A 23,135-nucleotide genomic window follows, 5' to 3' on the forward strand; every position below is an offset into this window, starting at 1 on the left:
CGCCGCCAGCGTTCGTCCTGAGCCAGGATCAAACTCTCCATAAAAGAGAAATTCGAATAGCTCGAGTTTCTTGCTGGCATCTTGTTAAGATGTCAATTTCGAATCCGAAGATTCGTTTTGTCTCTTCCGCCGACGGGGTCGGCTTCAAGACTTTATTTGTTGACGTTTTGCTGTTCAGTTTTCAAGGTTCATTTGTTTGTCATTCACTGTCGGTTTTTGTTGTTCTCCCGACTGCTTTACTACTATATCAAATGTGTTTTAAAGTGTCAACAGTTTCATTGAACTTTTTTTGAATTCAATTAGAAAAGGAATGAAACCAGACGCGAACCTAATTTCATCCCATTAAAAACTACTTTATAAAAATGAAGTAAAGAATGAAGATAATAAAGAGACCATACATAATCGGATGAATTTCTTTTCTTCTACCACTCACAATCATTGTAATTGGGTAAAATATAAATCCGATTGCAATCCCAGTCGCAATGCTGTATGTCAATGGCATTGTAATAATAGTAAAGAAAGCTGGCACTGCGATTTCAAATTTAGACCATTCAATATTGCTTAAAGTCGAAACCATTAATACACCAACTATTATTAATGCGGGAGCAGTCACTTCTGGAGTGATGACGAACAATAGTGGTGAAAAGAATAACGATAGTAGAAACAAAACGCCAATTACAATAGAAGAAAACCCGGTTTTTGCTCCTGCTGCTACGCCTGCTGACGACTCGATATAGGAAGTAGTCGTTGAAGTACCCAAAATTGCCCCTGTGACAGTTGCCATTGAATCAGAGAGCAATGCTCTGCCCGCCCGTGGGAGCCGATCATTTTTCATCAATCCTGCCTGGTTCGCAACAGCTACTAATGTTCCAGCTGTATCAAAAAAATCGACAAAAAGAAATGTAATGACAACGACCCAAAACTGGGAAGTCATTAACGATGCTGGATTATTGAAAATTGCTTCGAATGCCGCCCCGAATGTCGGTTCCATACTTGGCACTTTATCTACAATTTTGTTTGGAACTTCAATTAAATGAACAATCATCCCTAAAACCGTCGTCAAAATCATCCCATAGAAGATAGCACCATTAATTTTCCGCACCATCATAATAACGGTTACGACTAAGCCAAAAATAGCTAATAATGTCGGTCCCGAGGATAAACTCCCTAACGTTACTAATGTATTTGGATCAGCGACTATAATATTGGCATTTTGAAATCCTAAAAAAGTAATAAACAGCCCTATCCCAGCACCTACTGCCAATTTAAGTTGGGCGGGGATTGCATTGATGATCATTTCCCGCAAGCCAGTAAGCGACAGAATGATAAAAATAATTCCTGAGAATAAAACTCCTGTTAATGCTGTTTCCCATGGGATCCTATGGCCTAATACGACAGAGAATGCAAAAAATGCACTCAATCCGATTCCAGGCGCTAAACCAATCGGATATTTTGCAATCAGCCCCATGAACAACGAACCGATCGCGGCAGAAACAGCAGTGGCGACAAATACTGCTCCTTTATCCATACGCATCGCTTCTGGCAAATCCGGCACTGCATCTAGCGAAAGCGTAAGAGGATTCACCGCCAAAATATAGGCCATCGCCAAAAACGTCGTTAAACCACCAATAATTTCCCTTCTATAACTCGTTCCCAACTTGTCAAATTCAAAGTATTTCTTCATATAAGCCTCACTTTTAAATCAGATTGTCCAAAGAAAAAGGAAGTATACGCATAATCGTATACTTCCTAAAAGCCATTCATCTAAAAGGAACAAGAGATCCTTAAAAAAATCGTAGTCGGAACATTTAAGGTGCTCCGGTAGAGACTTATGGGCCATATCCCCATGATTATACGATACCTCTATATTCAGTTGTTTTTCAAACCTTTACTTCTTATTCCCACTCGATTGTGCCAGGCGGTTTTGCCGTAATATCGTAGACAACCCGGTTCACATGATCAACCTCTGCCGTAATGCGGGAACTGATCTTTTCGAGAACGTCCCAAGGAACTCGCGCCCAGTCCGCTGTCATCCCATCGACTGAATGGACTGCACGGATACCGACCGCGTAATCATATGAACGTTTACCATCCCTTACGCCGACACTGCGAATATCAGGTAGAACTGCAAAGTACTGCCAAATCTCCCGATCTAAACCGGCTTTCGCAATTTCATCACGAAGAATCCAGTCTGCTTCACGGACGATATCTAATTTAGCTTCAGTAATTTCGCCTAACACACGGACGCCGAGACCAGGACCAGGGAATGGTTGGCGATGAACAATTTCAGAAGGAAGACCTAACGCAGCCCCAACTGCACGAACTTCATCCTTGAACAAGGCTTTCAAAGGCTCGATTAATTCGAACTCCATGTCCTCAGGCAATCCGCCTACATTATGATGCGATTTGATCGTTTCTGACGTTGCAGTACCGCTTTCAATAATGTCAGCGTAAATTGTTCCTTGTGCTAAAAAGTCGATTCCCTTTAGCTTTGCAGACTCTTCATCGAATACGTAAATAAATTCATTTCCAATCGTTTTTCGCTTTTGTTCAGGATCTGTTACACCTTTCAGCTTATCCAAAAAGCGTTTGCGTGCATCAACTTTCACAAAGTTCATATTGAATCGATTGCTGAATGTATCGACTACACTTTCAACCTCTCCCTTACGAAGAAGTCCATGGTCAACAAAAATACAAGTCAATTGATCGCCAATTGCACGGTGGATCAAAGCAGCTACAACAGAAGAGTCAACGCCGCCACTCAAAGCACATAATACTTTCTTATCTCCGACTTGTGCGCGGATTTTCTCTACCTCAATTTCAATGAAACGCTCCATTGTCCAGCTGTTTCCTGTTCCGCAAACTGCAGTTATAAATTGACGAAGCATTTCTTTTCCATTTTCGGTTTCTGGAGCTTCCGGATGGAAGAATAATCCGTACACATGCTTGTCCTCATTTTCGAAGGCTGCGACTGGACGAGCAACTGATGAAGCAACTGTCGTAAAGCCTGCTGGCAATTCGACTGCCTCCCCTTTGTCAACAAGCACAGTTTGTTGCGCTGCAAGGCCGTTAAATAATTTCGATTGGCCATTCACTTGCACTTCAGATGCTTCATCCATTTCATTCATAGAACTCATTTTACCGCCAAAATGTTTTGCAACAAGACGTGCACCCGCTGAGATACCTAAAATCGGCAAACCAAGTTCAAAGATTGAAGGATCGATACCTAAAGCTGACGCCTCTTCAAGCGAATTTGACCCGCCTGACAAAATGATGCCGACAGCATTCATTCCTTTAATTTCGTCAGCAGTTACCGTATGCGGATATAACTCACTATATACCCCTAATTCACGGATTGTCCGCGTTAAAAGCTGGTTATAAGAGTTTCCATAATCAATCACCACAATTTTTTCCTGTTCAATTAACAAAGGAGCAGTTGACAATCGATCCACCTCTTCCAATTAAATTCGATTTACCCTCAAAATCAGTAAAGACGCGTAAGAAAGGCCTTCTTTCCACGCGTCTCGACAATCTACAAATAGCAGGCATAGGCAGACCTATCCCTGCCATCATAGACAAGCCATTATCGGTGGCTTGGTAGAAACGTCCGAACCATATTATCAGACTTATATGAGGGCTTTATCGGTTTGTTCTTTTTTCATATCTTACTCTCGAATACGTCAAAAATCAACCCGTAGCCCTATTGATTAAATCTTCCCATATTTTCTGCAACGCATGCCAGTCCTCAATATCCGTTTGGCCACCGTAGAGGCCCTTTTCATATTCCTTTGTAAGCATTGACATTTTATTTCCGCCAAAATACGTATCTACAGTCTTTGCATATTCCGACAAAGTCATCCCATTCGTCCGCTTTAAACCAAACCTTTCAAGTTGTTTCAGGAGGCTCTTATACTGCTTGACGAAAGAACGCCAATCTCCTTGTTCGGTTTTTAATGTTCGCAGTACAACTTTCGGGAGCCATTTGCCCCGGACGGAATAGAACTTCCAAATTGCAGATCCGATAATTAGCATACCTATCATAACGTACCATTTATTGTTATTGACCCACTTGCTTGCCGCTTCTACTACGGTGCTTACACCTTTTGAAGCTTTTGTAGGTTCAATCTTCTGCTGCTCAGTTTTTTCCGGAAGCTCTTTTTCTTCCATATCGGGTGCCTCTGGGTCGGTAATATCTAAATCCAAGTCAAAGCGGATACCTGATAAATTCGAGAAGCCGATTGTTGGTTCAAACGGCATCCAACCGATCCCCGGCATATACGCTTCTACCCATGAATGGGCTTCGTTATTCGTAATCGTATGTTCTCGTTCGCCTCTGCTATTCAATTTGGATTCACCAGGAGCAAAACCTTTCACCCAACGGGCTGGAATGTCAACAGCCCGTAGCATAACGACCATCGAAGTGGAAAAGTTATCGCAATATCCATTTTTCGTTTCGAAAAGGAATTGATCTACATAATCTTCATTTCCTTTTGGGGTTGCGACATTATATTGGTCATAAGTGAACCCATTTCTTGCAAAATAACGTTCAATGGCCTTCGCTTTTTCGTAGACACTTTCCTCTTTCTCCGCTATAGACTTCGCCAATTCCCTTACACGGTCAGGAAGCTGTTCGGGCAATTGCAAGTACTGAGAAAAATTTTGGCGTTCTAATTCATAATCTGCCATTGAGGTTTCCCTTAACGCTTTCAAACTATACTCTGGTTCTTTCAATTCCGTCACGAAAGTGTCCAGAGCAATTTTCTCTCCATTGGCAACTGCCCAAAAACGTCCGGAATCCTCCTCGTTTAAGAGGACAACATCAGACCTCGTGTTAATCTTTGTTGTTCCGTATGGATAAACTATGAACGGCAGAACTTCCGACATCTGTATTTCAGCCTGGACCGTTTTTCCCGCCATGTCCTCTGTTTCCAAGGAATCATTCGCAATCAATGTACCGGGAGCATAAATGGCCGGTTCTACCTCACCTGAGACTTGTTCCCAGCCTTTGGATGTGTACGTATTTTTCGTTTCAATTTTCCAATACTGTTTTTGTGGAACAGTCGCCTTAAACACAACAGTATCGTCCTTCGCAAACGGTCCGCCTAACTTTGAATCGTCGGGATCGTAACCGCTTTGCGCCATATATGCTCCGTTCCCTAGCCCCGCACCTTCTCCAGAAGCCATTGACTTAATGAACGGAACAGGATCTGGCCACGCAGGAGCTCGTTCAGGCATTAAACTCGCAAAGGCTCCACTAATTCCAACCGCAAATAGCATCGGCAATGACAGCAATGCAAAAAGTCTGCCTGACATTTGCCGTTCATGCTTTTCATATAGTTTCATAATGAACAAAAATCCGATGAGCAACAATCCTGAAACCATAATCCTAAAAATAGCGCCATCTGCCTCATACGGGCTAAATGTATCAAGAAAGGCAATGAAAACGACCGTCGCGGCATAGAACAATAAAATATTCTTTCTAACTTCTACCCAATGTCGAATTAAATAAATCGTCATCCAAAGCAAAACAAAAAACAGCAACGTCCGAAATGGATTCGTAATATTATCCCAATCTCCATTTGCAATCATGGAGACATTAGAAAATAAATTGGTAAACAGAATATTGATTTTCTGAATTGATAACAACGGCGTATGAAAATAAATAAAATGAAGAGACCAAAGAATATAGAAAGCCTTGATCGGAATCGAAAACCACCATCTCATACGAACAATGCCGATCAAAAAAGAGAGTGCGATAAATACGAGGAAAACCCCTAAATAGTTCGTATCTGTCAATGCCATTACAGGAAGCAACCATTCCCTTAGCAATAGAAATGACAAGGCATACATGAGCAACAAAAATCGTTTATCGAGCCTATCCTCCCCCATTACATCGCCTCCTCGCGAAAAGCATTCGCAAACTGCGTTTTTCTTAACGTTATTATTTTTACGCCCTTCATTCTCGCATATGATATGCGTTCAGACAGAGACTTCGGAACCCGCTTTCCCTCCCCTACAACAACGAAACAAATAATAGAGGAGTTTGCGCGTGTAGCGCCTCCTAAAGATTGCAAAATCTCCCAATCTGGACTTCCAGTAATAAAAACAATACTACCCCCAATCCTCATTGATGGTGTCCAATCCATCGAATGTGGTGGGCTCTCAACAGGCTCTATTTTTGCCAGATGGACAAGTAGATCATGAAGTTGCTCAGCCGAATGGATAAACGGATATTCAACTTTATGTTCACCAACAGAAATGAACGACACGTTCGCCTGCTGCTGGATCGCCTCTTTCACAAGGGAGGCTGCCAATTCGATCTGTTCCTCAAATTGCTCTGAAGCCCGTTCATCTAAAACAACTAATAAATCTTCAGATTGTCGGTCTTCGAATTCCTTCGTCATTAAGTTTTGAGTGCGTGCAAATGATTTCCAATGAATCCATGTGACACGGTCGCCTGCTTGATATTCCCGTACTCCTGTCGCCATTGTTGTATCTTTTATTAAAGTAAAAGGAGATGCAATCGCCCCTCGATCGTATTGCGCATCAAGCGACATATAATTCATTGGGACTGTTTTAGGAAAGACGATAATGCTCTCCCTTAACGGGATGAATGCAGTTTTGCGAATCCACCCGAAAAAGTCTGAGAGTTCTATATGGATGCCCTCAGTAATGTGCTGTCCCCTCGGCAACCGATCGATTTCATATGTCCATTCCACTTGTTTGCGCATACCGAATACAAATAGGTAGCTGGACTTGTTTTTCGCCCTTAATTCGATTTGATGGCTTCCCCATTTTTCAGTGACGATCGTATATAAAAGAGGAAAAGAAAATCTCCTTTTCAACATAACTGTTACAGTAAGTTTACCGCCATTCTCAATATTTTTTGTAAGAATTTTGCGTTCAGCCGTAATCGTATTCATCGGATAAACAAATAGTGCAATCGAATACAAAATAAACGGAAATAAAATGTAAAAAATCGTCCAGCTTACTTTGCCCCCTTGGAACATCGCAAAACCATAAGCAGATAGCAAGATGCCGACAATAAAGACAAAACGACCCGTCATAGAAAGTAGTTTTTTGCTTTTTCTCATTTCAACCGAATCCGATCAATCGGGACACTCACCTTAGTTAAAATCCGCTCAATAATTTCGCTTTTCTCAATTCCTTCATATTTCGCTTCCGGACGCAAAATAATTCGATGGCTAAATACAAACGGGGCTAAATATTTTACATCGTCTGGAGTTACATAGTTTCTTCCTTGAATTAACGCATACGCCTGACAAGACTTCATTAGCGCAAGGGATCCACGCGGACTGACGCCTAAATAGACATATGGATGAGTCCGGGTTTCAGCTGCGCATTCAACAATATAAGACTTGACCGTACGATCGACATTGATATCCGCCACCGATCGCTGGAGGTTTCTTAATTCCTCTAAAGTGATGACAGGTTTCAGTTCATCAATCGGTTTCGATCGTTCAGCTCGATCCAACACTTCAATTTCCTCCAACCTTTTCGGATAGCCCATTTTTAGTTTAAATAGAAAACGGTCTAATTGAGCTTCCGGCAATGGATATGTGCCTTCGTATTCAATCGGATTTTGCGTCGCCATAACAAAAAAAGGTTGCGGAATTTGGAGTGTCTCTCCGTCAACTGTCACTGATGACTCTTCCATACTTTCTAATAGAGCAGCCTGCGTTTTTGGCGAGGTGCGGTTAATCTCATCGGCCAACACAATATTGCCGACAATTGGACCTGGACGGAATTCAAACTCCATCGCTTTCGGATTATAGATAGAAACGCCTAATACGTCAGAAGGCAATAAGTCAGGTGTAAATTGAATGCGTTTGAATGAAGCGCTTATTGATTTTGCTAACGCTTTCACCATCATCGTCTTGCCCACGCCTGGAACGTCTTCCAATAGCACGTGCCCACCCGCCAATAACGCGGTTACGCTTAGTTCGGCGATGTCTTGCTTGCCAATCATCACTTTAGAGATATTTGCTAAAACATCATCGATCAGTTGTGCATTCGTCATCTCAATTCCTCCAATACGTACTACTCTTGATAATTGCGCCACGGTGTTTTTAAGCATTTTATCACATTTGTTAAACTTCTAAATCCGGGATGTCCGCCGGAGCTTTTTTTATTCAGCAGCTTAAATTCTACTGGCCTATACGATTCTTCCTATACTATTGCCTACAAGAGCGCAATCTTATGCCGAAGTACAGATAACATGTCCGAAAATTGACAAAATGTAACTCCATAATACCGTAATAACGAAACTCCTACAACAGCGATGGCTTGCTTGTAAGGTACACATTAGTTCAAACGATCATAAGTACCAACAGTCCAATTATAATAAAACCCCCTGACATTATCATCTACATGTCAGAGGGTTTCGCATTATTTCCAAAAACTATCAAAAACTGTAATTGGCATATGCCGTTTGTGAGCAGAGCGGAGATACAGTGCTTCAATTGTCTTTCTCGCCTTTTCATCCACTTGCTTGCCTTCTAAAAAATCATCAATTTCATCATATGTGACACCTAACGCGACTTCATCCGGAAGTGCGGGACGGTCTTCTTCCAAGTCTGCGGTCGGTATCTTAGTGTATAAATGTTCCGGACATCCTAATGCCTTCAGCAATTCACGACCTTGTCTTTTATTCAGACGGAAAATTGGCATGAGATCTGCGCCCCCATCGCCAAACTTCGTATAAAATCCGGTTAATGCCTCCGCTGCCTGATCTGTCCCCAAGACGACACAACCGTGCGCTGCGCCGATTGAATATTGGACTTTCATCCGTTCACGCGCTTTTTCGTTTCCCTTTGAATAATCGGATAGGATGACTCCTGCCTTTGCCAATGAAGCTTCACTTGCATCGACCGCTTCCTTAATATCTACCGTATAGATCAATGACGGCTTTATAAATTGAAGGGCGTCTTGACAGTCATCTTCATCGAATTGGCTTCCGTAAGGCAGACGGACTGCTATAAACTTATATCGGTCCGACCCGCCTTCCTCGTTTAGTTCATCGACAGCCATTTGCGCTAATTTCCCTACAAGCGTTGAGTCTTGACCTCCAGAGATGCCAAGGACAAAACCATTGATAAATGTATTCTTTTTCGCATACTCCTTCATAAAGTCAATCGACTTTCGAATCTCTTCCTCGGGATTAATTGTCGGCTTCACTTTCAATGCTTCGATAATTTCCTGCTGAAGTGTCAAAGCCATTCCCTCCTTATCGTAACGAATAGGCATCTACTTTTTCCTTCACTTCTTGGATGTTGCGCATCTTGTTATCCCAGCATTTCTGGCTAAGGTCAACAGGGTATTCCTCTGGGTTCAATGAACGTTTGTATTCATCCCAGAGCAAGTTTAAGTTGCTCTGCGCATATGCTCGCATTTCATTCAGCGTCGGATTCTTATAGATGATGTTTCCTTTTTCTACTACTTGTACATGTAAATTCACCGCGTCAAAATTTGTTACAAACTTCGAAATGAATGTATGGACAGGATGGAACATCTTAATGCGCTCTTCATCTTGCGGATTTTCGTCGCACATCGTTATATAATCGCCTTGAGCTTTGCCGTTCTCTCGGTCGATAATGCGATACAGTTTTTTCTGTCCAGGTGTTGTCACTTTTTCAGCGTTTGAAGAAATTTTAATCGTGTCTTCCATTTCTCCATTTTCATTTTCAATCGATACGATTTTATATACCGCCCCTAAAGCTGGCTGATCGTACGCGGTAATGAGTTTCGTACCGATCCCCCATACATCCACCTTTGCTCCTTGGGCCTTCAAGTTTAAAATCGTATATTCATCTAAATCATTTGAAACGATCACTTTTGCATCCTTAAAACCGGCTTCGTCAAGCATCCTTCGTGTTTCTTTTGATAAAAACGCAATATCTCCGCTATCCAAACGTACACCTACAAAATTGATTTTATCCCCCAACTCTTTCGCCACCTGAATCGCTGTAGGTACACCTATTTTTAATGTATTGTACGTGTCGACTAAAAAGACGCAATCTTTATGGCGCTTTGCATACGAATGAAAAGCTTCATATTCACTCTTATACGCTTGGACCATTGCATGAGCGTGAGTTCCTGCAACTGGAATGCCGAAACGTTTACCTGCGCGCACATTGCTCGTCGCTTCCACTCCGCCGATTACAGCAGCACGCGCTCCCCACATCGCAGCATCCATTTCATGGGCTCGGCGGCTGCCGAATTCCATCACAACTTCATCTTTTACAACTTGCTTAATGCGGCTCGCTTTCGTTGCAATTAACGTTTGGAAATTCACGATATTCAGCAATGCCGTTTCTACTAATTGCGCTTCTGCCAACGTCGTCTCTACCCTTAAAATTGGCTCATTTGCAAAGACTAGTTCCCCTTCAACCATCGAATAAACATCTCCGGTAAAACGGACATCCTTCAAATATTCAAGAAAATCTTCTTTATATCCTAATTCTTCCCTTAAATATGCAATGTCGCTTTCACTAAAACGGAATCCTTTTAAATAATCCAAAATACGTTCCAACCCGGCAAACACTGCATAGCCATTTCCGAATGGCAAATTTCTGAAAAACAATTCGAAAACCGCTTTGCGTTCATGAATACCATCCGCCCAATAAGATTCTGTCATATTGATTTGATAAAGATCCGTATGTAAAGCTAAACTGTCATCTGCATATTTCGTGCTCATTGCCTATCCCTTCTTCCACAATCATCTGTTGTTCTCAGTATACACTATTTACCCTAAAAAAAAGGCGAATATGCCCCTAACTAGCCTGAACCATTATGCCTATCATAGCCCCATTTAATACGTCTTCACTATAATTGATCGGCATGTGATAGAATAGCGAAAGGAAATCTTTCAAAGAGGTGCTTTTTATATGTTAGATGTGCCTAACGAACATGCTCTACGATTTCAAGATGTCAGTTTTACCATTGATCGCAAACCGATCATCCAAGGAATAACAGGCGTTTTCCCAAAGAGGAAAATTACTGCATTAGTCGGTCCATCTGGTGCCGGAAAAACAACGCTACTCAAGTTATGCAATAACTTGTTGACGCCTACCAGCGGTGTGATTTATATGAAAGGCAAACCATTGAACGAACTTGACCCAAGGAATGTGCGGAAGCAAGTTGGCATTGTTCTGCAAAATTCTCCAATTATTCAAGGCTCGGTTTATGAAAACTTATCCTTGCCTGCCCGATTGCATGGCGAAACATTATCGAAAAAAACAGCAAAGAATCTTTTATTACAAGTCGGCTTGGATGCTGAAATCCTCCAGCAGGACGCTCAAAGTTTATCTGGTGGACAACGCCAAAAACTATCGATTGCAAGAACATTAGTCAATCAATCGACGATCTTATTATTGGATGAAATCACCTCTTCCTTAGATCGCAATTCTGCTCGTGACATTGAAGAACTAATCTTCCGCCTTAACCGGACAGATCGTATATCAGTCGTTTGGATCACTCATAATTTGGAGCAAGCCATCAGAATCGCCGATCATGTATGGGTAATGATGGACGGTAAGTTGGTCGCTGAAGGTGCGAGCGATCTATTAACTTCTCCTGCAAATTATAGAGTCAAGCTTTTTGTAGAAGGCGGAGGGGATAAAAAATGAGCTATTTCACTCTCTCTTTGACACTCATTTTCGTTTTAGTTCCATTGCTTTTATCGAAAACATTAAATCTTCAATTAGAGAAAGACACATTAATCGCAACTGTCCGTTCGATCATTCAACTATTGGCAGTCGGTTATGTGCTAAAATTCGTTTTTGATTCGGAAAATCCGATATTTATCGTACTTATGATTTGCCTAATGATTGGGGCAGCTACGAATAACGCTAAGAAAAAAGGCAAAGGCATAAAAGGCATTACGTGGAAGCTGATCATCACATTTACAGCAATCGAATTGTTGACACAGGGCATTTTATTGGGACTCCAAATCGTTCCCGCCACTGCACAATATATTATTTCGATTAGCGGCATGATCATTGGCAACTCCATGGTGCTTTCCATCCTCTTTCTGAACCGCTTTACAGCCGAAATCAAAGCAAATCAGGATGAGACCGAACTAATTTTGTCATTGGGAGGAACGCCGAAGCAAGCCATCCAGCGCCAATTGCTCAACGCCATTAAAGCAAGCATGATCCCAACAATTGAAAGCCAAAAAACGATTGGCCTCGTCCAACTGCCCGGCATGATGAGCGGACAAATTATTGCTGGAGCAGACCCGGTCGTTGCCGTCCAATTCCAGTTGCTTATTCTCTTTCTCTTATTATCGACAGCTGCTATTACGAGTGTTTTATTAGGATTTCTCGCCTATCCGACGCTCTTCAATGACCGCATGCAATTATTGCGTACTATAGAAAAATAAAAAACGATGGAATGCCGCAACAGACATCCCATCGTTTTTATCCAAATACTTTTAGTCCTACCGCTCCTCCGATAATAAGCAGCAAAAATACAATCCTTTTCCATCCGGCAGATTCCTTAAAAAACAAAATGCCCATAAGCACTGCGCCTGCAGCTCCTAATCCAGTCCAAATCGCGTATGCTGTTCCCATCGGAATTTCGCGCATCGCCAAAGACAAAAAGAAGAAACCGGCGGAAAACGTGCAGATGATTGAAAGAAGCCAAACATAGTTCTTTTTCTGCAAATAAAGATTAATGCTCATCACACCAAATATTTCTCCAAAACTGGCCAAAACTAAATATACCCATGCCACTTCAATCGCCCCCTTCATCTACAGGATCGACTGTCGTCATTTTAATACCAATTACACCGATTATAATGATACCGATAAATAATATTTTAATAAAAGAAAACTCCGCTCCGAAAAATAAAAAGTCTATCAGTACAATTGCAGCGGCGCCAGATCCAGTAAAAACAGCATATACCGTTCCAGAAGGCAATTTTTCACATGCTTTAATAATCGAATAAAAACTAATAATGATTGCAATGATTGTTCCTGCCCATTCTAACGGTGTCTCCGAATAACGCAGACCGATCACCCAGAACACTTCAACGACCGCTGCCAATAAAACATAAAGCCAAGCCATTCCATGACCTCCAAATCGTATCAAAATTGCATACATACAGTATAGCAGAAACCTATAAAGAGATTTCTGAAAGAAGGCTTGCTAAATTTTCGAATATATGATAACTTTGGATAAATCAAAAATGCATAGCTTCATTCTTATCAAGAGAGACGGAGGGATTGGCCCGTAGAAGTCTCAGCAACCAGCCCGTATTGGTATGGTGCTAATTCCAAAAGGCAGATTCTGTCTTGAAGATAAGAAGATTGAATTCAACGACGATCACGCGTGTTGAGGCCCTCTTCTATCTTGGAAGGGGGCTTTTTATATGCAGCGAAAGGAAGGGTTTCATTGACGAAAAGAAGTATACATACGAACTTAGTGCAATTGGGCAATCGAAGCGACAAAAAAACAGGTGCGGTCAATCCGCCAATCTATTTATCTACCGCATACAAACATGATGGTTTAGGACTTTCCACCGGCTATGACTATACTCGGACAAAAAATCCAACACGGACCATTTTAGAGGATGGCATCGCCCAATTGGAATCTGGTGATCAAGGCTATGCGTGCAGCTCAGGAATGGCTGCCATCCAATTAGTGCTTTCCCTATTTGCATCAGGTGACGAGCTGATTGCCCCCGATGATATTTACGGCGGCACATATCGGCTTTTCGAACAATATGCCACAAATTATAATATCCGTACCTCCTATGCTTCTTTCAAAACCGTAGAAGAAGTTGAACAACAAATTACGGAACAGACAAAAGCACTTTTCATTGAGACGCCAACGAACCCTTTAATGATAAAAATAAACATTGCAGCATATGCTGAACTTGCGAAAAAACACGGACTTTACCTCATTGTCGACAATACATTTTTAACACCCTATTATCAGCGTCCTATTGAATTGGGAGCAGACATCGTCATCCATAGCGCCACTAAATATATCGGGGGCCATAATGATGTGTTGGCAGGATTAGTCGTTGCGAAAGGAGAAGCATTATGCGCGCGATTATTTGAACAACATAACGCCATCGGTGCAACCCTCTCTCCGTTCGATGCATTTTTAGTCATTCGCGGATTAAAAACATTACATGTGCGAATGAGACAGCATGATGCGAACGCAAAGGAAATTGCTGCCTATTTGGAAACTCATCCGCTTGTTACGGATGTGCTATATGCAGGTGTCGGAGGCATGCTGTCATTCCGGCTAAAAGAAAGCAGCTATGTCGACCCTTTCTTGAAAAACTTGAACTTAATTACGTTTGCAGAAAGTTTAGGAGGCGTGGAAAGCTTTATCACCTATCCGACAACGCAAACACACGCGGATATCCCCGTAGAAGAACGCGTGAAACGCGGTGTTGATAACCGTCTTCTACGCTTCTCTGTAGGGCTTGAAGAAGCGGAAGATCTGATCGAAGATTTGCACCAAGCGATCGACGCAGCTTATCAAGCAACGGAAACGGCAATTCCCCGCTAAGGGTTCATTTAATTATGAAAGAGAGTGATTGCAATGACAGTAAAAGCGGAATCAGAAATTCAAGAAGCGCTTCGTTTATTGAAAAGTAAAAAATGGGTTGATTTGACGCATACTTTCGGTCCGAATTCACCGCATTTTTTCATGTTCGATGACGCAGAATTTAAAACGCTGTTCACACATGACGATGGCTTTTTCGCACAAAACTTTTCGTTTTCTGGACAATACGGAACACATATTGATGCGCCAATCCATTTTGTGCGCGACACACGCTATTTGGAAGAGCTACAGCTGAAAGAATTAGTATTGCCTTTAGTCGTTATAGACAAATCCGCAGCAGCAGCAGCAAACAATGATTTCACATTATCTGTTCAAGATATTTTGGATTTCGAAGCTGTGCACGGAGAAATAGAAGAAGGCACCTTTGTCGCCCTTCGCACGGATTGGAGCAAAAGATGGCCCGATCACGAAGCATTTAATAACAAAGATGCCGATGGAAACAATCACATTCCCGGATGGGGTCCAGAAGCACTCAAATTACTATTCGAACATAGGAAAATCAAAGCTATCGGACACGAAACGTTCGATACCGACTCTGCAATTGATTTCCGCAAAAACGGCAAATTGATCGGTGAATATTATGTATTGGAGCAAGACACATACCAAATTGAACTAATGACGAATTTACATCTATTGCCAGCTAAAGGAGCAATCATCTTTAATATTGTTCCGAAGCCAGAAAAAGCATCGGGCTTCCCGGTTAGATCGTTTGCTATCCTTCCATAAAAAAGCCCGGTGCCCAGACTGTAGCCAAAGTGTTTTTTCACTTTGGCTACAGTCTTTTTAAGGTTCGTAGTCATGTGAGAGGAATTTGCCCAGCTTGGCTTGAGAACGCTTGCCACGTGGAAGACAATATAGGTGCGCGACGTCCCTAGTGCCTTAATTTCCGCTAAATGCGCGTAAATACAGCAAATCGCCCTTCGCCGCTCGATTGACTGCATGACCCGCCTCGTGCAGGCTCGCACGAGGCCGAGCGATGACCCGAATAGAACGTCATGTTCATGAGGGAAGGAACAAAGGAGGCAACCTAAGCTCGTTGCTCCTGCAGCAACGGTTGCATGACCAGCGTCCTACTGGCCTCAACTTAGTATGCGAACGTTTGTCAACAAGCTGAGCCCGGTGCCTCTGGGCTTTTTCCTTATCAATCGACAGAAAAGCTCATAAACGAATAGAAAAACACATAAACCTCTTTAAAAACCATTAACGCACTCTATGCATAGATAAAGCTCTCCAACAACGCATAATCCTGCTAAAGCCACATAACTTCAATACTTCCATTGCTATTATACAGTTATTTCATAAATCGAAACTTCATAAAACCGAAATAAATTCCTGTTGATTCCTGTAGAATAAGTTCGAACCATCTTTTCCGATATATTACAAAAAAGTGATTGACAACTTTGAGTGTTATGATTAGGATTGTATATAATTATCAGACTAATCATAGAATAATTGATTACCGCTCTTCTTTTTTTGCTACTAACACGAATGGAGGGTCTCTATGAATCAACCCGTCTTGAATGTCCAAGCGTTAAAAACGTATTTTTACTTGGAACAAGATTTGATCGCAAAAGCGGTTGACGGCGTCTCTTTTTCAGTTTATCCGGGAGAAACTGTTGCAATCGTTGGAGAATCAGGCAGTGGAAAAAGCATTACCGCCCTTTCAATTATGCAGCTTATTAATAAACCCGGACGCATCGTAGAAGGAACTATTCAAATGAATGACCGCAACTTGCTTGAACTAAAGGCTAAACAAATGACTTCGGTCCGCGGCAACCAAATTGGCATGATTTTCCAAGAACCGATGACAGCCTTAAATCCTGTCTTCACCATTGGTAATCAACTAATTGAAATGATCCGCAAGCATAAGAAAGTATCCAAAAATATCGCCAAGAAAAAGGCGATTGAATTGTTAAAGATTGTTGGCATTCCCCGCCCCGCTGAAATCATCAAGGAATACCCCCACCAACTTTCCGGGGGAATGCGACAACGTGTTATGATCGCCATGGCAATCTCATGTGAACCTCAACTCATCATCGCAGACGAACCTACCACAGCATTAGACGTAACGATCCAAGCTCAAATCTTAGACTTATTAATCGAAATGCAAAAGCGCTACAATATGGCACTTCTTCTCATTACACACGACTTAGGTGTTGTTTATGAATATACTGATCGGGTCATCGTCATGTACGGTGGACAAATCGTTGAACAAGCCCCGACGAAGCAACTGTTAAAATTGACAAAGCATCCTTATACACAAGGTTTGTTGAGCAGTTTGCCAAATTTGGAGGAAGATGTAGATCGTTTAGGAACGATTAAAGGAACCGTTCCGCCCGCCTACAATTTCCCTGTCGGCTGCCGATTCTCTACCCGTTGCCCGTATGCGATGGAAAAATGCAGTCAGTCCAACCCCGAACTGTTTCAATACGACATAGATCACTACGTACGCTGCTTCCTATACGACGTTGGAGGTGAAGCGAAATGACGATGGTCCAAACAACAGCGATTGAGAAAAAAATCGGCGATGAACTCGTCGTCATTCGGGATGTAAAAAAATATTTTCCAATAAAAGGCGGCGTTTTGCGGCGTACGATTGGACAACTTAAAGCAGTTGACGGCGTTTCCTTTAGCATACGCAAAGGGGAAACGTTAGGGATTGTCGGTGAATCGGGTTCCGGAAAGTCGACATTGGGACGCGTCCTCATACGATTATTAGACCCGACAGAAGGGCAAATCCTTTTTAATAACGAAGACATTACGAAATTACGTCAGCGTCAAATACGGCCAATCCGCCAAAACATGCAAATCGTCTTCCAAGACCCTTTTGCATCATTGAATGCAAAAATGAGCGTGGAACAATTAGTGGAGGAACCTTTAATTGTTCAAGGATCGATTTCTAAAAAAGAAAGAAAAGAACGTGTAAAAGCGATGATTGAGAAAGTCGGTTTACGTGTCGATGATTTGCAAAAATACCCTCATGAATTTTCTGGAGGACAAAGGCAGCGAATTAGCATCGCACGGGCACTCATATTGGAACCGAAATTTGTCATTTGCGATGAGCCAGTGTCTGCATTGGACGTTTCCATTCAAGCGCAAGTTTTGAATTTAATGAAAGACTTGCAGGATGATTTGGGTTTAACGTATTTATTCATCGCCCACGACTTAAGCGTCGTCAAACATATTAGCGATCGTGTGGCAGTTATGTATTTAGGGAGGATTGCAGAAATTGCCCCGAAAAAAGAGTTGTATGAAAACCCAATGCATCCATATACAAAGGCATTACTCTCTGCAATTCCAATGATTGATCTAAATGAAACCCCACAAACCAAAAGGGAGAAAATTAAACTGCCGGGCGACTTGCCAAGCCCTGCTAATCCACCTTCAGGCTGTGCGTTTAGAACGCGTTGTCCGAAAGCTTTTGATAGATGTGCCATTGACCGTCCAGAGTTGCAAGAGATTCAAACAGATCATTTTGTCGCTTGTCATTTATATAGCGAAGGAACGATATAATCTATCAAATGCATAGTTGTTTTACTCCGGTGTCACAGTCATTACTGCGAATTTAGGAGGTGATGCATCGATCCATATCCACTCTTCATTGATGTGTCGAAAAAAAGTAAAGGGGGACATGATGTTGACAAAGCTATATATGCACAGATTTACTCTTATCGTTCTATTGTTGATGTTTGGCATGGTGTTAGCTGCATGTAATTCTAAGGATGATGCAACGGGTGATACTGCTACCGAAACGGAAAAACCGTCAGAAGTGGCAGAAACAGAAGAAGACGAAAAAGCTGCAGAAGAAGGTCCGAAAAAGGGAGGTACAATTGTCGGTGCGATGTACTCTGCGCCGGCTGGTATGTTCAACCCGATTTTCTATGAAGATTCCTATGAAGCAAACATTATCGATTTTGTATTTGAAGGATTGGTAAGTCAAAACGAATCATTGGAATTCATACCAAGCTTAGCTGAAAAGTGGGAGACAAATGATGATCAGACAGAGATCACATTTTTCTTGCAAGAAGGAGTTAAATGGCATGACGGCGAGGAATTTACAGCTGATGATGTCGTCTATACGTACAAAGCGATGTCTGATCCGGATTATGAGTCTGCTGGCGGTGTAAGAGCAAACTATGTGCAGCCGTTATTAGGCTACGACGAATATCAATCAGGCGAAACAGATGAATTTGTTGGTGTTGTCGCAGACGGAGACTATAAAGTAACGTTTAAGTTTGCAGAGCCGAACGTCTCTCCTCTTTATTATGCAAGCTTCCCGATTATCCCGGAGCATATTTTTAAAGATATTCCGGTAAAAGACATTCCGGAAGCTCCTGAATCATTGCAGCCAAATAAATTAATCGGTACAGGGCCATTCAAATTTACGGATATGATCGAACGTGAGCAATATGTTTTATCCCGCAATGACGATTATTGGAAAGGTGCACCGCTATTAGATGAAATCGTTTGGAAAGTCGTTGCACAATCGGTCATGATCGGGTTACTTGAAAAAGGAGAAATTGATTTTGTGGCAAGTCCTGGCGGCATTGCACCTGCAGATTATGATATCGTCAATGACTTTGGCAATGTTGTCATTGTAGAGCAAGCTGATTTCGGCTATCAACTTTTAGGCTTTAAACATAACCATCGAACAACAGCAGACGTTGAATCAGGCGCGTTGACACCTGATAACTGGGTTCCGAACAAAAAACTGTCTGATCCGAAAGTGCGTCAAGCGATCGCTTACGCTGTCAACCGTGTCGGGTTAGTCGGTGAAGGGCATGGCGAAGGATTATTGCACGGCAGAGGGCAACCGATTAACTCGCCGATTGCCCAACAAATGTGGGCATACGATGAAAATGCAGTTACAAAATATGATTATGATCCAGCAAAAGCTGAAGCGATGTTAGATGAAGCGGGTTATGTTGACGTGAATGGAGACGGTTTCCGAGAAGATCCAGATGGCAACGAGTGGGTCTTGAACATGGATTACCCTCTTGGAAATGAATTGCGCGAGCGCTCAGCTCCGATCATCCAAGCCGATTTAGAAAAGGTCGGCATTAAAGTGAACTTGCGCCAGCCATCTGAAATGTCTGTTTACGTTCCTGAACTAACAGATGACAATACAGATTGGGATCTATATTTGATCGGCTGGAATCTGAGCAGTACAGATCCAGACCCATCCGGATTATGGGCAACAAGAGCGGGTTACAACTTCTCTCGATGGAACAATCCAAAGTCGGAAGAACTGCTTCAAAAAGCGGTAAAAGCGCCAGAAGCATTTGATCAAAAATATCGTGAGGAAGTTTATGCTGAGTGGCAGAAACTCTTCTCTGAAGACTTGCCTGCATTGCTTCTATATGCACAAAACAGCCTATGGGCATACAATGACCGCATTCAAGGCATTAAAATCCTTCCACACACGATGTATCAGGATTCCCATGAGTGGTGGGTTGAAGACGCAGAATAATTGAGGGAGGATACGCGAGAGTATGCAAATGCATACTCTCCCCCTTTAAGGGAGGAAGATGGATGGTTCAATTTATCATTAGAAGAATTCTCTTATTTATCCCGATGCTGTTCGCGCTATCGATTATCGTCTTCGGCCTCGCAAAAGCTGCTCCAGGCGATCCATTTTCAGGCAAGATTCTTGATCCTGATGTCGGCATGGAAGTTTACGAGAAACAGCGGGCTGAATTAGGTTTGGACAAACCAATCCCTGTCCAATACATAAATTGGGCAAAAAAAGTCATTCGCGGCAATTTCGGAGAATCGATTACGTACAAAGGAAGATCAGTAGAAAGCCTTATTAAAGAACGTTTTATGAACACTGTCTATTTAGGAATCTTTGCTCTCGGCATTACATTGATCGTTGCAATACCGATCGGGATCTATTCTGCAAGGCATCCTTATTCTTTAATGGATTATGGAACAACAACATTTGGATTTTTCGGGCTCGCTGTTCCTAATTTCTTTTTCGGTTTAGTTGTTATCTATTTATTCGCCATTAAATTAGGTTGGTTTCCTGCTCAAGGTACAATTTCTAATAATAAATTAACCGGCATTGCAGAAATTAAAGATCGGCTTCATCATATGATATTGCCCGGGCTGACATTAGGTCTTGCAAGTACAGCTGGGTATATGCGTTATATGCGCTCAGAAGTGATGGATGTATTGGGGAGCGATTATATTCGGACGGCAAAAGCAAAAGGGATGTCAGATCGCAATGTACTATATAAGCATACTTTGCGCAATGCGTTAATTCCAATCATTACTTTATTAGGGATGGAATTAGGGCCGTTGCTTGGCGGAGCAGTAATTACGGAGCAAGTTTTCAATTTCCCCGGCATTGGCACTTTATTCATTGGATCAGTCGTGAACCGTGACTATCCTGTCGTTATGGCAATCGTTCTTCTATTAGGGGTAGCTGTCTTAGTGGGGAATTTATTAGCCGATATCTTTTACAGCATTGTTGATCCGAGGATTCGTTATGATTAGGGCGGTGATTTGATATGCATTCAATTAATGAAGATGAGTTGCAACCTCAAGAAAGCACAACACAAATGGTACGCAAACATAGAAGCCCCTTTCAATTATCTCTTCAGCGATTTTTGAAAAATAAACTTGCAATTGCAGGTATGGTAGTTTTGACGATTATGATTTGTGCTGCTATTTTTGCGCCGTTGCTGACCGACCACGATCCGTTGGAGCATAATTTGATGAAAGTCGAACAAAGTCCAAATAGCGAACATATTTTAGGTACAGACAGCTCTGGGAGAGATAATTTTGCTCGTCTGCTGTACGGCGGCAGAATTTCACTCGTTATCGGTTTTAGCACGATGTTATCCACTCTACTCATCGGTCTAATTTTAGGCGTGATCAGTGGCTATTATGGCGGCAAGATCGACAGCATCATAATGCGGTTAAGTGATCTTGTCTTAGCATTGCCGTTCCTCGTTTTGGCCTTGACAATTATTGCGATCATGAAAAAGGTTACGATTGGCTTGTTCGTTGTCATCATAGCGATTGTCAGCTGGCCGAGCTTGACCCGAATCATTCGCGGCACTTTCCTTTCACTGAAAGAGCAAGAATTCGTCTTAGGTGCCAGAGCAATCGGTGCGAGTGACTTCAGAATCATTTTGCGTCATTTCCTGCCAAACGCGATAGGACCGATTATTGTCAACGCTACGTTAATGATGGCAACGATGATTATCGTTGAATCGGGCTTAAGTTTCATCGGCATGGGCATCCCTCAGCCAACACCAACATGGGGAAATATGATTTCTGAAGCGCAAGGGCTCCGAATACTTCGTTATCACCCTGAGGCATGGATTCCTCCAGGACTCGCCATTTTACTAACTGTATTAAGCATTAACTTTATCGGTGACGGCCTGCGTGATGCTTTCGATCCGAAAAGCGAACGACGGTAATTAAACATGGATAATGATTAGTTATCGTAAACTGTAGACAAAGCAATACATTATTGACTTTGTCTACAGTCGTGATCAAATTGCTCAACTTACTTATAACGCTTCACACAGAAGAGCCTATAATGCCCTCTTCAATGTTCAACTGCCTTCACTTTGCTTAACCCGCTTCCTGCGAACCCATCGAAGTATGCGAGCGCTTGTCGTCAAGCTAATACGGCCTCATATCGGCCTTTTTTATTTCTTACAAAAACCAATAAGATAATAGAGCCCGGAACGATGACTTCGTTCTTTTGCTATTGTTTTTAGCTTTGCGCTCCATCCGGTACTCATTCACTTCTTGTTGTATATCTTGCATATGTCGTTGGACGACTTCTCTATCAGTAAAATACATTTTTTTATTCTCCTCTTGGAGAGGAACCTGAGAACTTGATTATGAAAGAAAACTTAATTTCCGCAAATGCCTATCATGTTCAATACAACTCGGAGATTCCCACTCCACCAATTTTTTATATTTGTTTTTCGTTTCGTTTTTCCACAATACAATTTGTTTTCCAATCATTTTATTCTTCCTCCTTTTTTTATTTTTCTGCTGCTCGGCCTATGGAAACCTTGCTACCCGCTTCCTATAGACCATTCCTTTGTGAACTTTCGCGCTTGAATTGCAAACATACTCAAAACTCCTTTTCAATTTATTTATGTTACACGCCGAAGCGTGGAAACACCAAAATTCGGAAAATGAAGACGCAAAAAAGCACACGCCTTTTAACATAAGCGTGTGCTCATAAAAAAAGAACGGCAATCATGCCATCCAAGGTTAATTTTTTGCAGAATAAACCTTCGGCAGGCACGGAATTTGTATTTGGTTAAATTGAGATGTAAATAAATTAGTCATTTTCCGTACCTCCATTTCCTAATTGATGATTTAACTACTTGAGGATACCATTTCCAATTTGCAATTGTCAATACTTTTTATAAAGTTTTTATTTTCCTTCCAAGAAAATAAAAAGGGGCTGTCCAGAAAGTCAGTGAAAACTGATTTTCTGTGATAGTCCCTTTCTGGTTGGAGAATAAATGGGGAACCCCTGACAACCGTCGCTTTCC

19 protein-coding genes and 3 riboswitches are annotated in these 23,135 nt (G+C 42.0%); of the genes, 9 read left to right on the forward strand and 10 right to left on the reverse strand.

Translation table 11 applies throughout. The annotated features are described in order from the left end of the window. Positions 1 to 349: 349 nt before the first annotated feature. From ACFQ38_RS13705 to ACFQ38_RS13735, 7 genes are all read right to left on the reverse strand, one after another. A complete protein-coding gene (locus ACFQ38_RS13705) occupies positions 350 to 1,684 on the reverse strand; it encodes an NCS2 family permease (protein ID WP_336824568.1) in 1,335 nt (444 codons plus the stop codon). A 92-nt stretch (positions 1,685 to 1,776) separates the two neighbouring features. Continuing rightward, a riboswitch (purine riboswitch) is annotated at positions 1,777 to 1,878 on the reverse strand. 17 nt (positions 1,879 to 1,895) lie between these two features. Then, a complete protein-coding gene (gene guaA, locus ACFQ38_RS13710) occupies positions 1,896 to 3,443 on the reverse strand; it encodes a glutamine-hydrolyzing GMP synthase (protein WP_336824569.1) in 1,548 nt (515 codons plus the stop codon). A 109-nt stretch (positions 3,444 to 3,552) separates the two neighbouring features. After that, positions 3,553 to 3,654, reverse strand: a riboswitch (purine riboswitch). A 33-nt stretch (positions 3,655 to 3,687) separates the two neighbouring features. Next, positions 3,688 to 5,889, reverse strand: coding sequence for a transglutaminaseTgpA domain-containing protein (locus tag ACFQ38_RS13715; protein WP_381481561.1), 2,202 nt, complete (start codon positions 5,887 to 5,889; stop codon positions 3,688 to 3,690). Continuing rightward, the gene (locus tag ACFQ38_RS13720; RefSeq protein WP_381481564.1) at positions 5,889 to 7,094 is read right to left on the reverse strand and encodes a DUF58 domain-containing protein; all 1,206 of its coding nucleotides are present in this window, start codon (positions 7,092 to 7,094) and stop codon (positions 5,889 to 5,891) included. Before ACFQ38_RS13720 ends, ACFQ38_RS13715 begins: the two co-directional genes overlap by 1 nt. Next, complete coding sequence (locus ACFQ38_RS13725) at positions 7,091 to 8,041, reverse strand: AAA family ATPase (protein WP_381481566.1); 951 nt, start codon at positions 8,039 to 8,041, stop codon at positions 7,091 to 7,093. Before ACFQ38_RS13725 ends, ACFQ38_RS13720 begins: the two co-directional genes overlap by 4 nt. A 368-nt stretch (positions 8,042 to 8,409) precedes the next feature. Further along, entirely contained in the window at positions 8,410 to 9,234 is an 825-nt protein-coding gene (nadE, locus tag ACFQ38_RS13730) for an ammonia-dependent NAD(+) synthetase (protein WP_381481569.1), read from the reverse strand. A 13-nt stretch (positions 9,235 to 9,247) separates the two neighbouring features. Then, complete coding sequence (locus ACFQ38_RS13735) at positions 9,248 to 10,717, reverse strand: nicotinate phosphoribosyltransferase (RefSeq protein WP_381481571.1); 1,470 nt, start codon at positions 10,715 to 10,717, stop codon at positions 9,248 to 9,250. 190 nt (positions 10,718 to 10,907) lie between these two features. On the opposite strand from ACFQ38_RS13735, the gene ACFQ38_RS13740 reads away from it, so the two are divergent. Then, positions 10,908 to 11,648 (forward strand): ABC transporter ATP-binding protein, encoded by a 741-nt coding sequence (locus ACFQ38_RS13740; protein WP_381481573.1) that lies wholly within the window; start codon positions 10,908 to 10,910, stop codon positions 11,646 to 11,648. Continuing rightward, positions 11,645 to 12,403, forward strand: coding sequence for an ABC transporter permease (locus ACFQ38_RS13745; protein WP_381481574.1), 759 nt, complete (start codon positions 11,645 to 11,647; stop codon positions 12,401 to 12,403). Before ACFQ38_RS13740 ends, ACFQ38_RS13745 begins: the two co-directional genes overlap by 4 nt. A gap of 37 nt (positions 12,404 to 12,440) precedes the next feature. Here the strand turns inward: ACFQ38_RS13745 and ACFQ38_RS13750 are convergent, their stop codons facing one another. Together ACFQ38_RS13750 and ACFQ38_RS13755 are read right to left on the reverse strand one after the other, a co-directional pair. Then, positions 12,441 to 12,755, reverse strand: coding sequence for a DMT family transporter (locus tag ACFQ38_RS13750; RefSeq protein ID WP_336824579.1), 315 nt, complete (start codon positions 12,753 to 12,755; stop codon positions 12,441 to 12,443). A 1-nt stretch (position 12,756) separates the two neighbouring features. After that, positions 12,757 to 13,089, reverse strand: coding sequence for a DMT family transporter (locus ACFQ38_RS13755; protein WP_336824580.1), 333 nt, complete (start codon positions 13,087 to 13,089; stop codon positions 12,757 to 12,759). Between the two features lie 134 nt (positions 13,090 to 13,223). Further along, a riboswitch (SAM riboswitch) is annotated at positions 13,224 to 13,329 on the forward strand. 87 nt (positions 13,330 to 13,416) lie between these two features. Here ACFQ38_RS13755 and ACFQ38_RS13760 point away from each other — a divergent pair. The 7 genes from ACFQ38_RS13760 to opp4C all read left to right on the forward strand — a co-directional run bounded on the left by ACFQ38_RS13760 (position 13,417) and on the right by opp4C (position 22,034). After that, positions 13,417 to 14,547, forward strand: a complete 1,131-nt coding sequence (locus ACFQ38_RS13760) for a methionine biosynthesis PLP-dependent protein (RefSeq protein ID WP_381481576.1) — start codon at positions 13,417 to 13,419, stop codon at positions 14,545 to 14,547. A 33-nt stretch (positions 14,548 to 14,580) separates the two neighbouring features. Next, on the forward strand, positions 14,581 to 15,330 hold the full coding sequence (locus ACFQ38_RS13765) for a cyclase family protein (RefSeq protein WP_381481578.1): 750 nt from the start codon (positions 14,581 to 14,583) through the stop codon (positions 15,328 to 15,330). Positions 15,331 to 16,105: 775 nt separating this feature from the next. Beyond that, entirely contained in the window at positions 16,106 to 17,092 is a 987-nt protein-coding gene (locus ACFQ38_RS13770) for an ABC transporter ATP-binding protein (protein ID WP_381481580.1), read from the forward strand. A gap of 2 nt (positions 17,093 to 17,094) precedes the next feature. Then, positions 17,095 to 18,117 carry an ABC transporter ATP-binding protein gene (locus ACFQ38_RS13775; protein WP_381481585.1) on the forward strand — a complete coding sequence of 341 codons (1,023 nt, stop codon included), beginning with the start codon at positions 17,095 to 17,097 and terminating at the stop codon, positions 18,115 to 18,117. Between the two features lie 124 nt (positions 18,118 to 18,241). Next, complete coding sequence (locus ACFQ38_RS13780) at positions 18,242 to 20,074, forward strand: peptide-binding protein (RefSeq protein WP_381481582.1); 1,833 nt, start codon at positions 18,242 to 18,244, stop codon at positions 20,072 to 20,074. Positions 20,075 to 20,136: 62 nt separating this feature from the next. Next, complete coding sequence (locus ACFQ38_RS13785) at positions 20,137 to 21,102, forward strand: ABC transporter permease (protein WP_336824585.1); 966 nt, start codon at positions 20,137 to 20,139, stop codon at positions 21,100 to 21,102. A 14-nt stretch (positions 21,103 to 21,116) separates the two neighbouring features. After that, the gene (gene opp4C / locus ACFQ38_RS13790) at positions 21,117 to 22,034 is read left to right on the forward strand and encodes an oligopeptide ABC transporter permease (protein ID WP_336824586.1); all 918 of its coding nucleotides are present in this window, start codon (positions 21,117 to 21,119) and stop codon (positions 22,032 to 22,034) included. A 241-nt stretch (positions 22,035 to 22,275) separates the two neighbouring features. On the opposite strand, the gene ACFQ38_RS13795 is transcribed toward opp4C, so the two are convergent. Continuing rightward, positions 22,276 to 22,425, reverse strand: a complete 150-nt coding sequence (locus tag ACFQ38_RS13795; protein WP_336824587.1) for a hypothetical protein — start codon at positions 22,423 to 22,425, stop codon at positions 22,276 to 22,278. Between the last annotated feature and the right edge of the window lie 710 nt (positions 22,426 to 23,135).

It is taken from the genome of Sporosarcina contaminans (genome assembly GCF_042679045.1).
Lineage (GTDB): Bacteria > Bacillota > Bacilli > Bacillales_A > Planococcaceae > Sporosarcina > Sporosarcina contaminans.